The organism is Bartonella massiliensis, assembly GCF_902150025.1.
Taxonomy (GTDB): Bacteria; Pseudomonadota; Alphaproteobacteria; order Rhizobiales; family Rhizobiaceae; genus Bartonella; species Bartonella massiliensis.
In genome coordinates, this window is the sequence record NZ_CABFVS010000035.1 from 1 (window position 1) to 14,587 (window position 14,587).

The 14,587-nt window shown below is 37.7% G+C and carries 11 protein-coding genes, 1 tRNA gene and 1 pseudogene; 6 read left to right on the forward strand and 7 right to left on the reverse strand.

The window, feature by feature from the left end:
* The first annotated feature begins 418 nt into the window (after positions 1-418).
* From FNZ60_RS07730 to FNZ60_RS07750, 5 genes are all read left to right on the forward strand, one after another.
* Positions 419-2,020: an ABC transporter substrate-binding protein gene (locus FNZ60_RS07730; RefSeq protein ID WP_142417028.1), complete on the forward strand. Its 1,602-nt coding sequence runs from the start codon at positions 419-421 to the stop codon at positions 2,018-2,020.
* 105 nt (positions 2,021-2,125) lie between these two features.
* Positions 2,126-3,199: an ABC transporter permease gene (locus tag FNZ60_RS07735; RefSeq protein WP_142417029.1), complete on the forward strand. Its 1,074-nt coding sequence runs from the start codon at positions 2,126-2,128 to the stop codon at positions 3,197-3,199.
* Positions 3,200-3,201: 2 nt separating this feature from the next.
* A complete protein-coding gene (locus FNZ60_RS07740; protein WP_142417030.1) occupies positions 3,202-4,131 on the forward strand; it encodes an ABC transporter permease in 930 nt (309 codons plus the stop codon).
* On the forward strand, positions 4,124-4,999 hold the full coding sequence (locus FNZ60_RS07745) for an ABC transporter ATP-binding protein (RefSeq protein ID WP_142417031.1): 876 nt from the start codon (positions 4,124-4,126) through the stop codon (positions 4,997-4,999). Before FNZ60_RS07740 ends, FNZ60_RS07745 begins: the two co-directional genes overlap by 8 nt.
* Positions 4,996-5,778, forward strand: a complete 783-nt coding sequence (locus FNZ60_RS07750; protein ID WP_142417032.1) for an ABC transporter ATP-binding protein — start codon at positions 4,996-4,998, stop codon at positions 5,776-5,778. The genes FNZ60_RS07745 and FNZ60_RS07750 overlap by 4 nt, the downstream gene beginning before the upstream one ends.
* Positions 5,779-6,392: 614 nt before the next feature.
* Here FNZ60_RS07750 and FNZ60_RS07755 read toward each other — a convergent pair.
* Together FNZ60_RS07755 and FNZ60_RS10290 are read right to left on the reverse strand one after the other, a co-directional pair.
* Positions 6,393-9,116, reverse strand: coding sequence for an autotransporter family protein (locus FNZ60_RS07755; RefSeq protein ID WP_246054757.1), 2,724 nt, complete (start codon positions 9,114-9,116; stop codon positions 6,393-6,395).
* Between the two features lie 167 nt (positions 9,117-9,283).
* Entirely contained in the window at positions 9,284-9,451 is a 168-nt protein-coding gene (locus FNZ60_RS10290) for a hypothetical protein (RefSeq protein WP_246054759.1), read from the reverse strand.
* 399 nt (positions 9,452-9,850) lie between these two features.
* Here FNZ60_RS10290 and FNZ60_RS07760 point away from each other — a divergent pair.
* Positions 9,851-10,087, forward strand: a pseudogene (locus FNZ60_RS07760) (late control protein); the annotation flags it as partial.
* Positions 10,088-10,554: 467 nt separating this feature from the next.
* Here the strand turns inward: FNZ60_RS07760 and FNZ60_RS07765 are convergent.
* The 5 genes from FNZ60_RS07765 to FNZ60_RS07785 form a co-directional block, all read right to left on the reverse strand.
* Positions 10,555-10,628 (reverse strand) — tRNA-Gln (locus tag FNZ60_RS07765).
* Between the two features lie 65 nt (positions 10,629-10,693).
* Positions 10,694-11,452 (reverse strand): iron ABC transporter ATP-binding protein, encoded by a 759-nt coding sequence (locus FNZ60_RS07770; protein ID WP_142417033.1) that lies wholly within the window; start codon positions 11,450-11,452, stop codon positions 10,694-10,696.
* Positions 11,449-12,363, reverse strand: a complete 915-nt coding sequence (locus FNZ60_RS07775; RefSeq protein WP_425456844.1) for an iron chelate uptake ABC transporter family permease subunit — start codon at positions 12,361-12,363, stop codon at positions 11,449-11,451. The genes FNZ60_RS07770 and FNZ60_RS07775 overlap by 4 nt, the downstream gene beginning before the upstream one ends.
* 28 nt (positions 12,364-12,391) lie before the next feature.
* Positions 12,392-13,348: an ABC transporter permease gene (locus FNZ60_RS07780; RefSeq protein ID WP_142417035.1), complete on the reverse strand. Its 957-nt coding sequence runs from the start codon at positions 13,346-13,348 to the stop codon at positions 12,392-12,394.
* Between the two features lie 105 nt (positions 13,349-13,453).
* Positions 13,454-14,401 carry a siderophore ABC transporter substrate-binding protein gene (locus FNZ60_RS07785; RefSeq protein ID WP_142417036.1) on the reverse strand — a complete coding sequence of 316 codons (948 nt, stop codon included), beginning with the start codon at positions 14,399-14,401 and terminating at the stop codon, positions 13,454-13,456.
* Between the last annotated feature and the right edge of the window lie 186 nt (positions 14,402-14,587).

Below are 14,587 nucleotides of genomic sequence, written 5' to 3' on the forward strand. Positions count from 1 at the left end.
TGCGCCGCGTATTTTTTATAGTAAAATTGAAAAATAGACGTGTCTACAATGCTGTCCAAATAAAAAGAGCTTGATCATAATTGCGTAATGAAAATATTTTTTCATATAAAGGCTTTTCAGTTTTTTAAAAGGATGAATTTGTGTGGGGGGGCAGTATATGAGTGAAGCCGTTTATAGGGAGGAATGAATATGAGAAGTTATATTCGGAGGAGGAATCTTTATTTATGGTCATATAGATTCTCAGTATTTTGAAGAATAAATTGCTGTATGAGAGAAGTATTTTTAGATGTTTGGTTTAATTAAATAAAGTTGATGTTTGATATCATGCTGTTTAAAAGATAAAAGAGCAAAATCACAATTATGTTGTGTGAAAAGGGTACAAGAATACAAAAGGAAGCGGTAAAATGGGGAAAAAAGAATGTTGAAAAGAATTTGTATTTTATTAAGTACAGTAGGCTTTTTAAATGGAGCTATAGCGTCAGCATTTAGTGCTTCATCTAAAGATATATTGGTGATGGCATGGAATATTGATTCAATTAGTGGTTTTGATCCAGCGCAAACCGTTGAGGTTGTGACAAGTGAGTTGTTGACGAATATTTGCAGTGCGCTTGTGCAGTATGATGAGCAAGACCCTACAAAAATTCGTCCTGCTATGGCAAAGTCTTGGGACATTTTAGATAATGGCAAAAGAATAGTTTTTCATCTTCGTGATGATTTAAAGTTTGATGATGGAAGAGCTGCGACAGCGCAAGATCTGGTATGGTCGATGCGACGGATTATTAAATTAGGCTTGAGCTATGCTCAATCTTTAATGGATTATGGATTTAACAAAGAGAATATCGAAACAAATATTCAGGCTCTTGATGATAAGACTTTACAATTAAAATTAGACAAACCTTATCCTATTCAGCTGATATTGACTGTTATTGGACAATCTTATGCTTCTGCTTTGCTTGATCGCAAAACAATTGAAGCGCATAGTATTAATGGTGATATGGGAAATAAGTATTTAGCGACACATTCGGCTTGTGTTGGACCTTATAAATTGGCAAGCTGGTCGCCAGGGGATAAAGTTGTGTTAGAGGCTACACAGCATTATTGGGGGAATGTGCCTAAAATTAAGCAGATTGTTGTGCAGCACGTAGCAGATTCAGCAAGTCAAAGACTTCTTTTGGAAAAAGGGGATGTGGATATAGCCCGTGATCTTTCTTCAGAAGATATTTTAGATATTGAAAAAAAAGGTGGTCCGGTCAAAATTAGTCGTGTTTTGCGCCCGCAAATTATTTATCTATCGCTCAACAATAAAAATAAAATTTTTGCGAACGAAAAAGTCAGATTGGCACTTCGTTATTTGGTTGATTATGAAGGTCTTGGAAAAACTGTTTTGAAGGGGATTGCTATTCCTCGGGCAACTTATATGTCTTTGGGTGTTCCAGGTGCGTTGGATGAAAAAGAAGGCTTGCCTTTTAAGTTAGATTTGAAAAAAGCAAAACAGTTGATTACACAGGCTGGTTATCCTAATGGTTTTAAGGCTAATCTTTTAGTTGGAAGCCTTAGTTATATGTCCTCTGTTGCGCAGTCTATTCAAGCCAATGCGCGCAAAATTGGTGTTGAGCTAACACTTGAAAAAATGGCCCAAAATCAATTATTGAGCCGTGTTCGCGGTGGAAATTATGATACTGCTCTTATGGGATGGGGGAGTGCTGACCCTGATGGACATCCTGCTTCATTAAATCACGTGTTTAATCCTGATCCAACCTTTACAAAAAAGCACAATATGTACTTGGCTTGGCGCGCTGGATATTATGATGAAAATATTAATAAAATGGTGATGGATGCTTTGTTTGAGCAAGATCCTAAGAAGCGTATTATGCAATATCGTACTTTACAGCATTATGTGCTAGAGCATGGTCCTATGGTTTATTTATTTCAGACATATTATACCGTTGGTATGGGACCTGATGTTAAAAAATGGGTTTGGAACACTTACAGACTTTACTACAATGAAGCAGAAAAATAAAAAAGAAGCATGTTAGATTTTAGAACATGCTTAATAAGAGGTTGTTTCATTATATAAAAAGAGGTATTTGCTTTATGTTTTATCGCTACAGAGGGGATTTTTATAATGGTTTTGCCACTTTCAGAGACTGAAAGAGCTGTATCAGAAAAGCAGAAAAGATTATTTGTATGGGATTTTTTGTTCAAAGGATTAAAGCTGCTTATTTCAGTTTTTATTACATTGCTTGGGCTGGTGACGATTACTTTTTTTCTCGGTCATCTGCTTCCTCTCGATCCTGTTCTGTCTATTCTTGGTGATAATATTAGTCAGGAAGCTTATGATGCCATGTATTATAAGCTGGGTCTTGATAAGCCGTTGATTGTCCAATATTGGAAGTATCTTCATAATGTATTTTTATTTGATTTTGGAGATGCTTTAACGTCTGGGCGTCCTGTTTTAGCTGATATTATGCGCGTATTTCCTGCAACATTAGAGCTTGCAACTGTTGCTATTGTTATTGGTACCACTCTTGGAATTCCCTTTGGTGTTTTTGCTGCAATGTATCGCGATTCATTTATTGATTATGTTGTCCGTGTTTTTACACTTTTGAGTTATTCTACGCCGACATTTTGGCTTGGGCTCATGGCGTTGTTAATATTTTACGCCAAGCTTAGTTGGGTTGGTGGTCCAGGGCGACTTGATTTTCTTTATGAATATTCTTTTGAACCCAAAACAGGATTTTTTCTTTGGGATACCGCAACCCAAGGACAGTGGGAGGCTTTTGGCAATGCCTTTAGTCACATTATTATGCCTGCTTTGATCTTAGCTTTCGGTGCTATGGCTTATATTAGTCGGATGACTCGTGGGTTTATGATTGAGCAGCTTAATCAGGAATATATCATTACTGCACGTGTAAAGGGATTATCGTGGGCGCGAACGGTTTGGGGGCATGCCTTTCGCAATGCTGCTGTTCAAGTTATTACCGTTGTTGCACTTTCTTATGCTTTTTTATTAGAAGGGGCTGTTTTGACAGAGACGGTTTTTGCTTGGCCTGGTTTTGGACATTATTTGACAAATGCTCTTCTCGCTGGAGATATGAATGCCGTTGTCGGATGTACTTTACTTGTAGGCTTTATCTTTGTTGCCATTAATTTATTTTCTGATTTGCTTTATCGCATTTTTGATCCAAGGACACGTTGAATATGACAGCTCGTAATCATCATAAATCGCAATCATCATCTTCTTTGGGTTCTTGGTTAAACGACCCTGTTCCGCGGTCCATAATTCAAGCGAACCTACAAAGAATTTATCACGCACTGGTTAAATTTTTTCATAACTTTTCGGCTGTATTTGGTCTGCTTATTATTTGTATTATTATCATATGTGCACTTTTTGCGCCCTGGATTGCTACGCATGATTTTCTGAGCAATGATCTGGGACATCGGTTGCAGCCCCCCTCTATGGCGCATTATTTTGGGACCGATGAATTAGGGCGAGATATTTTTAGCCGTCTTGTTTTTGGTTCTCGTATTACGCTTTATGTTGTTTTTCTCACAACAGTTATTGTCGGTCCAATCGGGCTTATTGTTGGGACTGTCTCTGGTTATATGGGGGGATGGGTTGATACTGTGCTCATGCGCATTGTCGATATTTTTCTTGCTTTTCCAGGTTTGATTTTAGCGCTTGCCTTTTCAGCTGCATTGGGCCCTGGGATTGAAAATGCTGCTATTGCAATTTCAATTGCAGCATGGCCACCAATCGCACGTTTAGCGCGCGCTGAGACTTTGACAATCCGTTCTTCTGATTATGTTTCTGTGGTTCGCTTGCAAGGAGCTTCTGCTTGGCGAATTATTTTGTTTCATGTTGCTCCCATGTGTATTCCTTCAGTGATTGTACGATTAACTTTAGATATGTCCGGAATTATTTTAACAGCTGCTGGCCTTGGATTTTTGGGGTTGGGAGCACAACTTCCAAGTCCTGAATGGGGGGCAATGCTTTCCTCAGGGCGGGAATTTATGATGACAAATTGGTGGTTGGCGGCAATACCAGGCTGTGCAATATTATTTGCAAGCCTTGCTTTCAATCTTTTAGGTGATGGTCTTCGTGATGTATTGGATCCACGCAATGGGTAATAAATTATTAGAAGTAGAAGATTTACGTATTTCTTTTCCTACAACACGCGGACTTTCAGAAGTTGTGCGCGGTGTTAGCTTTTCTGTTGGAAAAGAAAAAATTGGAATTGTTGGTGAATCCGGATCTGGAAAATCGATGACTGGGCGCGCAATACTAAGGCTGAGTCCAAAATCAGCCATTGTTAAGGCTAAAAAAATGCGCTTTGAAGATGTCGATTTATTGCGTGCCAGTGAACCTCAGATGCGAAAAATCCGAGGAAAACGGATTTCAATGATTTTACAGGACCCCAAATATTCACTTAATCCACTCATCCGGATTGGGGAGCAGATTATGGAGGCTTACCGTATTCATTACCATGTTTCAAAAGCTGAAGCATGGGAGAGAACCATCTCTATGTTAGAATCTGTTCATATTCGTAATCCTGAGCGTGTGATGCGTCTCTTTCCGCATGAAATATCTGGGGGAATGGGGCAGCGTGTGATGATTGCAATGATGCTTATTCCAAAACCGGATTTAATCATTGCTGATGAGCCAACATCTGCACTTGATATTACGGTGAGACGACAAGTTTTATCTGTATTAGATGAACTTGTAACAAAGTCTGGAACCGGACTTATTTTCATTAGTCATGATTTGAATATGATTGCTGATTTTTGTGATCGTATCTTGGTGATGTATGCGGGCCGTGTGTTAGAAGAGTTGCCTGCTTCTGATTTGTCTCATGCTCGTCATCCTTATACGAAGGCTTTGCTGGCAAGTTTGCCACGGCTTGATAATCCTGTTGATGTTTTGGCTGTTCCTGAGCGTGATCCTGAGTGGTTATATAATCCTACGATTGTTAATGGTGTTGAGGAGGTTTCTCCATGACAAGCTGTGAGAATATTATTGATGTTTCTAACTTATCTGTAACTTTTGGGCATAGGCACAAGGCTGTAACTGTTGTTAAAAATGTTAATTTTCATATTAAGCGTGGTGAAGCTTATGGTTTGATTGGTGAGTCTGGATGTGGAAAATCAACTATTTTGAATACATTGGTAGGGCTTATTCCAGATTATAGTGGAACGTTTCTTTTTGATGGAAAAGAAGTCGAAAAAAAAAGAAGTAAGGATTTTTTACGCTGTGTTCAAATGGTTTTTCAAGATCCTTATGCTTCGCTTCATCCCAGAAAAATGGTTCATACGGTTCTTTCTGAATCGCTCAAAATCCATGGTATGGATAATCAAAAAGAAAAAGTGGAGGATGCTTTAGATGCCGTTGGCTTGGATTCTTCATTTCTTTATCGTTATCCTCATGAGTTGTCTGGAGGGCAGCGTCAACGTATTGCTCTTGCACGGGCTTTAATTATTGAGCCAGAGGTTTTGTTGCTTGATGAGCCAACATCTGCATTGGATGTATCAGTCCAGGCTGAAATTTTAAACTTATTAAAATCACTGCGCGAGAGAAAAAAGCTTACTTATTTGATGGTATCCCATGATCTTGCTGTTGTTGCACATATTTGTGAACGTGTTGGAATTATGCATAAAGGGATTATTCTTGAAGAACTTAGCAATGATGAATTGCGTAATCTACATGCGCAACATGATTATACAAAGGCATTTTTTGAAGCCAGTATTGAGCCTATCGCTCATCGAGAAGAAAGAGTGTGATCGATTTTACAGAAGAAAAAATGCAACTTTTTCTGTTTTAAAGTTTCTGGGGATGTTTGGCGGAATTGTTAAAAGGGAAGGCAGATAATAGGATTTTTTTCTTCATAAATTTGCTGGGCAGTATTTGGGTTATAATATTTAAAATCCTATTATGACCTCTTAAAACGACGGTTATGAAATATACGAGTGACTTATAACATCTATCCTTTGTCTGATTGTATTATCCTGTTTTTGGCTGATAATTTTATGTTCAGAAGTTTTATTTTGAAATTTTAAGCATTAAATTTTTGAGAAATAACAAAAGATAATAATGCTGTATGTTCCAGAAAAATTTCTCATCATTTTACAATAGTGTTTTGTTTTGTGTTGGTCTCTTTTTTACAGTTTTAGGCATTATTCATTGGAAAATGCTAAGCTTTATGCTTTATAAAAGAGAAGTTCTTGTAAAAATTTCCAATGATTAATGACAGTCTTCAAATATTTTGCTGTTTTCTATTTTTTTAAGTGTTTTAAAAAACAAATCATCATAAACTAAAAAAGGCAGCATATTATGCTGCCTTTTTTGTTTGATGAAGTGTATAGAATAACAATACACCTGTTGTTAAAGTTTTGCTTCAAAACTGATAGCGTATTCCGCCTGAAAAACTTGTTCCAGAGATACCCGTTTTTTGCAGCTTTTGTTGATAATTCACATCACCATGAAGGGAGAGGTTCGTGGACAATTGCGCGTTGATGCCAAGCCCTCCTTCAAGGGAAGTTCCTACAGGATCACGTTTATAATCCTTGTCAACATGGATTGCTTGATCATCCCCAAAAGTTTTAGTCAAGTTGACTTTTCCATAGAAAGACATAGGACGGTTGTTTTCAGTGGTAATGTTTTTGGTCAAACGCCCGCCAACACGGATTATCCATTGATGAGGATTTTGCATGTCAACGGTAAAATTATCAGCATCTGCAATGGTATCAAATGCCAAATGTTGATAAGCAACTTGTGCCTGCGGTTCGAATGTTACACCCTGAATTCCTGTTGCAAATTGTTTGCCAACGGTTGTGGAGATGTTCAACATTTTGGCATTCTTCAACTTTGCGGTTGTCCCAATGAGAGCATTGGTGATCTCTCCTTTTAGGAAGCCATAGGATAACAGCGTATCAAGATAAAAGCCATTGTCGTATTGTATGGTTCCATAGGCTGTGAGGGACCATTTATCAATGGTGTTTTTCCCAGCATCTCGCATATCTTTTGGCGTAAAGGAAAGCTGTCCATAGGTTCCCAAAAGACCCAAATGTGTTGTCGTGTTTTGTCCTTCTAATGTTGCAAAATTAACACCACCTTGTAAAGCAGCATAGCGAAGACTAGCACCGCTATAATCATATTGATATGGAGCATTTTGCGAGGATAATGTTCCTGTGCTGCCATAAGTGTATAAGAAGAAAGCGTTTTGTTTTTCTTGTTGTTTGCTTAAGATAGATGTTCTCATACTGGCTAACAGTGCATTTTGCTTAGCCATATCAGTTAATTCAGCGTAGAAAATCGCATTGGGCATGATCAAATAACTTGGCACTTGTGGAAGAACTGCTTTTATTCTTAAATGAGGATCTAGAAATTCGTTTTGTAAACGAAAGTCCCAAAAATCATCATTGCTTCCTAACAAGTTTTGGTTAGCATTTGCTTTGCCATAGTTTGCATCACTTCCATAAGCTTTAAGAATATATTTATAAGGCAAACCTTTTATTGCCATATAGTCATGCTCTAGTTTGAAGGCATTTTTATTCGCTTTTCCAGAAACTTGAACCAGCGAAATGCCAAGGGTATTTAAGGGGGCAGAATCGTCTGCTTGTATACTTCCTTTTTCTAAAGGATTTTGGAAATAAATGGTTGTGATACCTGATACGTCGCCTTGAATGAGAAGACGATCGGTTTTTTGTTTGCCTATTGCTGCGCCATCGCTCCATTCAGTATTGAAATAAATTTTCGCGCTTCCTGTTGCGTTGTAGACGGCAGAACTATCTTGTTTATCAGACCCTATATGAAGCGTTTGATATTGTGTTTCTGTTGGGGCATCAAAAGTGATAGAGCTATTATCAAGATTAAGCACAACAACATCAGAGTGTGATCTTTTGGTAATATCAAGTAGATTGCCATCAGCATCTTTTTCTTTTGTGCTGGTCTTTAAAAGCCATTTTGAGCCGTTGATGAGACTCAAAGATGCTTGATCGACTTTATCAGAGTCATTGGCTAAAACTCTTGCACCACCTTCTAAAATAGAGTTATCTGCAGTTACGTAAGATACTCCAGGTTTTTTTGTATCAACGGCGGCAACTAATAAAAGATCAGCAAAAACTTTTGAATTCTTTAGCATTATCTTTGATTGATTACCTTGCGTTTTCAGCGCATTTTCTTCAGTCTTTACGACAACATTTGCAAGATCAATCTGTCCACCGGCTTTTGTGTGTACCGCAGACTGTGTCCCCGTTGTAGTCAATGTTCCTCTTGTCATTGTGACTTTTGCGTCTTGTTCTTCTGCCAGAAGCCCATTTCCTTGAGCATTTATAGCAACATCTGTAAGGTCAATCTGTCCACCAGCTTTAGCATAGGCTGCAGATTGTTCACCAGCTGTTTCTAGTGTTTTTCCTTGCATTGTGACTTTAGAATCTTGTTCTTCTGCTAGAAGCCCACTCCCTTGAGCATTTATAGCAACATCTGTAAGGTCAATCTGTTCACCAGCTTTAGCATAGGCTGCAGATTGTGAGCCAGTTGTTTTTACAGCTCCTTTTGTCATCGTAATTGTTGATTTTTCTGCTTGTATCCCATTTTGAGCAGAGACAATTGTAACACCATCTTCCAAAATAAGATTGCTACCGTTTCCAGCGTATATTCCTAATTCGAGTTTGTCTCCTTTAAATGAACCGGCCGAGACTGTTATTTGAGAACCTTTATCCGCATAAAGACTTTTTTTGGCATCCTTCACGATTACGTCTTTTAAAGTGACTGTGCTGGCACTGGTTGTTATTCCATTTTCTCCGGAAGTAATCATCACATTTTTTAGCTTATTTTCTTCTCCTGCACTGTTCACAAAGGAAACAGCATTTTTAGAAGATGTTATGGAACCACCGACCATATCGAATACAGAGTTTGTTATTTCAGCTCCTAATCTATTTGTCACATCAACGGTGACATCATTGAGTTGAGCGGTACTCTGGTCACTTATTTTCATCCCAGCGGTTATTTGCCGACTCTGCTCTTTTCTTGCAGTAATGCTTCCACCATTGATGATGATTTCGCTATTTTCATTGATAACAAGCCCCTTTGCTACATTTTCAATTGTTACATTATCCAAACCAATGTGGCTATGCCCAGATGCTTCTGCACCGGTTCCGTCTACTCAAGAATAATGATAGAATAATGGTTCACCATCTGGACCCGTAAGTTGACCGCCTTTCCCATCTGGTATAGGCACCTCCTGTTTCTCTGTAGGTTCATAAATTATTAAATCTTTACCATCGATTATGCTGCTCCTTTTGCTTCAATTTTTTCATAGGTTGTGCCTGATATGCCAGTTATCTTTTGTTCATCTGTCGCTGAGAGAATGGAACCAGCATGGGCGTTGAAAGGGGCACTAGAAAGCATTACAATTGTAGCAACTGTGCATGATAAAATATGTTTTTTACACATAAGATTTATCCTTCTTATAAATTCCAAAAGTCCCCCGCTTATAAGAAGGATATTAAATGGATGATTATTTTTGGATCTGAATAGTTTATTTTTATCTTTATGTAGAGTATAATAATTATTATTCTAATAAAATACATAATATTTTTATAGTATAAATCTATTATAATATTACTTTAATATTTATATAAAACTATAGTTTATTTATTTATATTATGCCTTATTAGATGTTAACCTTCATGCGTTTAGGAAAAGGGGCCAGAAAATACAGAAGACTAAAAGATAGAAAAAAGAATAAGAAAGAATAGTCGTTTCATATAGAATGCTCCTTATGTTAAAAAATTTTGACGCTGTTATCTCAAAATCAATAAAGGGATAAATCTTTATTGTTACAATAAGCCTTCGGATAGGCTTTGTCGTGCCATGGGTAGTCGTTCTGTAAGTCTCGAGGGGCGCCCTGAAATCATGGCCGGTCAACCGCTTCTCCTGCAAGGGTTTCGAGGCGAAATCAATGGCACATGGAAAGCTGCTACCGTGACCCATCGCTATGAGAAAGCAAGTGGCTACACCACAGAAATGACCCTCGAAGCATCAAATCAAGGAAAGGAAACGGGAGAAAAGAAAACTTCATCAGAGTAGAAAATCAAAGGGTCAAGTTGATCTTTTGATTGGTCGTGATGCTTTTTGAGATCAACGTGCAATGTTTGCACTTTGGGTGGGAGAGAGCAATTGGATCAACATGACCGAATTCCTTTCGTTTAAGCAATAGGGTAATGTTTATCCGTTTCCTAGAAGTATCTTTTGTTTTTAATAATGTCTCAGAAATCTAAAAAGCTATTACGCAATTTATGCTAAAAGAAGACATGCCATTTTATGCAGGTTGCTTCTCAAGTAACGCGATTCCTATAATAGGATTCTGGCTGATGACTGATCATCAAAAATTGCGACCTTCAAGAGCAAAAAATAGAGACTCATTAAACAGTCTTTAAACGATCTTTGAAGGGGCTTTGAAGACCCTTTGAAAATCATTTGAGAAAAAATAAATTGGTACAAAATCTAGTGGAAAAATATACAAAACCCACTGGCAAGCTACACTACAGCTACATTGGCTGGGGAACTTGGATTCGAACCAAGATTGACGGAGTCAGAGTCCGCTGTTCTACCATTAAACTATTCCCCAATAAGTCTATTTTACTGTTTCTAGCAGATTCTAAAGTGCACGCAAGTGCAAAAAATCTTTTTAGATTATCGATAATAAAGAGCAATAGGGATATCATTGATCGTTTTTATTTGGATATCGACATCATAAATGTCTTTAAGAATTTCTGGCTGCATAATTTCTTTGGGAGTCCCATAATAGGCTGCTTTTCCATTTTTCAATGCGACGATCGTATCGGAATAAGATGAGGCAAAATTAATATCATGCATCACAATGAGAATGGTTTTTTTAAGTTCGTCAGCAGTGCGGCGTAACTGCTTCATCATAGAAACGGCATGTTTCATATCCAGATTGTTTAATGGTTCGTCTAAGAGAAGATAATCGGTATCTTGACAGATGACCATCGCGATAAATGCACGTTGGCGCTGCCCCCCAGACAGCTCATCTAAAAAACGGTCCTTTAAATCTTGTAAGCCGAGATAGTGTAGTGCACTGTCGATAAATTGTTTATCTTCTTTATTGTACCAGCCTTTTGAGTAAGGATAGCGTCCAAAACTTACTAAATCGTACACGGTTAAACGGAAGGATAAAGGATTATCTTGACGCAAAATTGAAAGCTTTTGAGCCAAAATGTCATGAGGCAATTTATCAATATCAAAATTATCGATATGAATAGTTCCTTTGTCGTGTGATAAAAGACGTCTTATCAGCATTAAAAGAGTTGATTTTCCCGAACCATTGGGCCCAATAAGAGAAATAATCCCTCCTTTAGGAAGATGAAGGCATAAGCTATCGATAATCAATCGTGCACCGTAAGCCTTGGAAAGATGATTGATTTCAATCATTTTAATTTTCCCTTCATCAGTAACATTAAGAAGACTGTCCCTCCACAGAACTCAATAATAAAACTTAAACGCCCTGCCATATGAAAAATTTGCTCTAAAATAAATTGTCCCCCCACCAAACAAATAACCGCTAATAATATTGCAATTGGCACAACAACACTGTGTTTTGCTTGAGGAGAAAATTCATAAGCAAGGTTGGCAACTAACAGTCCAAAAAAGGTGACGGGGCCTACCAATGCGGTGGAAATGGATACAAAAATGGAAACAAAAATAAGGATAGCTGTCGCGCTTTTATGGTAATTAACGCCGAGATTGAGGGCATTTTCACGCCCTAAAGCCAAAATATCAAGAAGATGGCGTGAGCGCCAACCAATCAAACTCACAATGAAAACAATGATGGTGGCAAAGCTTATGAGGGATGTATTAAATTTATTGAAATTTGCAAACATAATATCCGTTAAATTCATCATTTGGTCTGGATTGAGTTGCAATTGCATAAACATTCGTAAACTGAAAAAAAATCCCCCTAAAATAACACCAATCAAAAGCGTTAAATGAAGCCCTTTTAAGCTTCCTGAAAAGAGCCAACGAAAAAGGCTTGTTGAAAAAAAAATGAGAATGAGAGCTTCGAGAATGAGCTGTCCTTCTTCATTTAAAAAAGGCAAGGAAAGAGAGCCTACAAAATATATCAAAACAGTCTTTATTAAGATATAAAGCTGATCAAATCCCATAATAGAAGGAGTAAGAAGACGGTTATTAACGATTGTTTGAAATAAAACCGTAGAAACGCTTATTGCATAGGCAATAAGGAGCAAAGAGATGAGTTTTGTAAGACGAAAGCTCCATGTATAAACATTAATATTCCATGTCATGTAAAGACTGATGACAATACATGCTAGAATGATAAGCATTGTTAGGATACATACTGTTTTTTTTCTTCTATCCAAGACGCTTTCTCCAGCGTAAAAGCAGTATCATAAAAATAAAACTACCGATCACGCCCATCATGGTGCTAATGGGAACTTCAAAAGAAGGATGAATAATTCGTCCTAAAAGGTCACAAATCAAGACCAATCCTGCGCCACTGATGGCTACCCAAGGAGCACTATAGCGCATATTATCTCCCATGAAACTTGAAACAATATTTGGAATAATCAATCCGACAAAAGGAATACGACCGACAGTACAGACGACAACCGCGGTGATTGAGGCAACAATAAAAAGACCAAAAAACATGACAACACGATAATTTAATCCAAGATTATTGGTTAAATCTTCTCCCAAACTTGCAACCGTAAAGCGATCAGCAGTACAATAGGCAAGAATACACAAAGGAAGGGAGAGCCATAAAAGTTCGTATTTCCCTTCAAGAATCATGGCAAAACTGCCAAATAAGTAAGCTTGAAGAGAAGGAAGGAGCATTTCATAATCTGCAATGGCATTGGTTAATGAGCCGATAATATAGCTTAGCATAATCCCTGTAAGGGGAACAATGAGAGCAGATTTTAGAGGAATGCGACGTAATAAAAACATAAAAAGTAAAGTGCCCATCATGGCAAAAAGTGTTGCAACGACCATTTTTCCTAAAACAGGGATATTGGGCAGAAAAATCATAATAAAAAGAATGCCAAGGGAAGCCGATTCAACTGTTCCTGCGGTTGATGGTTCAACAAAGCGATTACGTGTCAACAGTTGCATAATCATGCCTGAAAGTGCAAGTGCTGCTCCTACTAAAAGAATTGCAATAGTGCGAGGAAGACGTGTTTGCCAAAAAATAAGCCAAGCATGGGGATCGGCGGCGAAGAGATCAGAAGGCGTAACATCAGAATAACCAACAAAAATGCTGAGGATAGACAGGGGAATTAGAAATGCTATGGTTATCCAGGAATTCTTCACGTTAAATCATTTTCTAACAAAACCTAATAGAAAAGCAAAGGTTGCTTAATAAACAACCTCTGCTTTTAAATTTTATTTATAGTGCAAGCAAGTTTTTTTGTATGCTTATTTGCTCTTTGTAAAGGCTTCATTGATTTGCTTGGCGGTTTCAAGGAGTCCGGTTAAACCACCGCTTGCACGATACCAACTCCAAGAGTCCAAATAAATAATCTGGTTTTGTTTGCTCGCTGTTGTACGGTGCACAAGCTCATTATTAAGCAGTTGTGCTGCGGATTGTCCTTCCCGTCCAATAGCCGCATCACGATCAATAACCAACAACCAATCAGGATTTGTCTCAAGAATAAACTCAGGAGAAATGAGTTGTCCATGTTTTTGTACAGTGAGCTTATCGGTTGCAGGAGCAATTCCAAAAGCGGAATGGAAAATATCAAAACGTGACTTTGGTCCCAAAGCACTTATTTTTCCGCCAGAGGTCATAAGGACGAGCCCAGTGCCTTTCCCTTGAGTATTTTGGCGGACTTCAACTAAAGTTTCATCAAGTTTTGCAATTTCTTTTTCTGCTTCTTGTTCTTTGCCAAAAATTTTGCCCAAGATAGACACATTCCGTTTAATATCGTCAAGAGAATTTTCGTTTCCTATTGTTAGATCAATCGTTGGAGCGATTTTGGATAAATCTTTATATTTTGCTTGCGTTCTGGAGGAAATAATAATCAAATCGGGTTGGAGAGTGGCAATTTTTTCATAATCCGGTTCAAAAATAGTCCCGATTTTTTCATATTTTGCATCATTAAATTGTTCTAAATAGGAAGGCTTGTGTCCTTCAGGAATACCGACAACTGCTTTAATCCCAAGGCGATTCATATTATCAAGCGTAGCAATATCAAACACCACAACCTTTTGCGGAGAAGAAGGAACAGAAGTTGTTCCTGAAACATGAGTAATTGTTACATTTTTACTACTGGTATTTGCAATACTGACCTGTGTCCATAAAATCATTGCAAAGCTGATTGTAACCAGTAAGACAGAAGTCACCCATTTCATATATTTTACCATTGTGATTTCATCCTTTTTATCACGTAATTACAAGAGTTTGTGCACTTAAAAACTTAACTTAGGCATTTTTATGCACAAAATGACGTAACAATAAATAACACTATGTTGTAAAGTTGACTAACATATGGTACAAATTGTTCACTTACCTCATTTTCACTTAATTCTAGTGTTTTTGCAACATTATTT

Excerpts from the sequence above, each read along its gene's own strand:
- FNZ60_RS07785 (WP_142417036.1), bottom strand. The coding sequence starts at position 14,401 with ATGGTAAAATATATGAAATGGGTGACTTCTGTCTTACTGGTTACAATC.
- FNZ60_RS07770 (WP_142417033.1), bottom strand. The coding sequence starts at position 11,452 with ATGATTGAAATCAATCATCTTTCCAAGGCTTACGGTGCACGATTGATT.
- FNZ60_RS07735 (WP_142417029.1), top strand. The coding sequence starts at position 2,126 with ATGGTTTTGCCACTTTCAGAGACTGAAAGAGCTGTATCAGAAAAGCAG.
- FNZ60_RS07730 (WP_142417028.1), top strand. The coding sequence starts at position 419 with ATGTTGAAAAGAATTTGTATTTTATTAAGTACAGTAGGCTTTTTAAAT.
- FNZ60_RS10290 (WP_246054759.1), bottom strand. The coding sequence starts at position 9,451 with ATGTGTAAAAAACATATTTTATCATGCACAGTTGCTACAATTGTAATG.
- FNZ60_RS07750 (WP_142417032.1), top strand. The coding sequence starts at position 4,996 with ATGACAAGCTGTGAGAATATTATTGATGTTTCTAACTTATCTGTAACT.
- FNZ60_RS07745 (WP_142417031.1), top strand. The coding sequence starts at position 4,124 with ATGGGTAATAAATTATTAGAAGTAGAAGATTTACGTATTTCTTTTCCT.
- FNZ60_RS07775 (WP_425456844.1), bottom strand. The coding sequence starts at position 12,363 with ATGCTTATCATTCTAGCATGTATTGTCATCAGTCTTTACATGACATGG.
- FNZ60_RS07740 (WP_142417030.1), top strand. The coding sequence starts at position 3,202 with ATGACAGCTCGTAATCATCATAAATCGCAATCATCATCTTCTTTGGGT.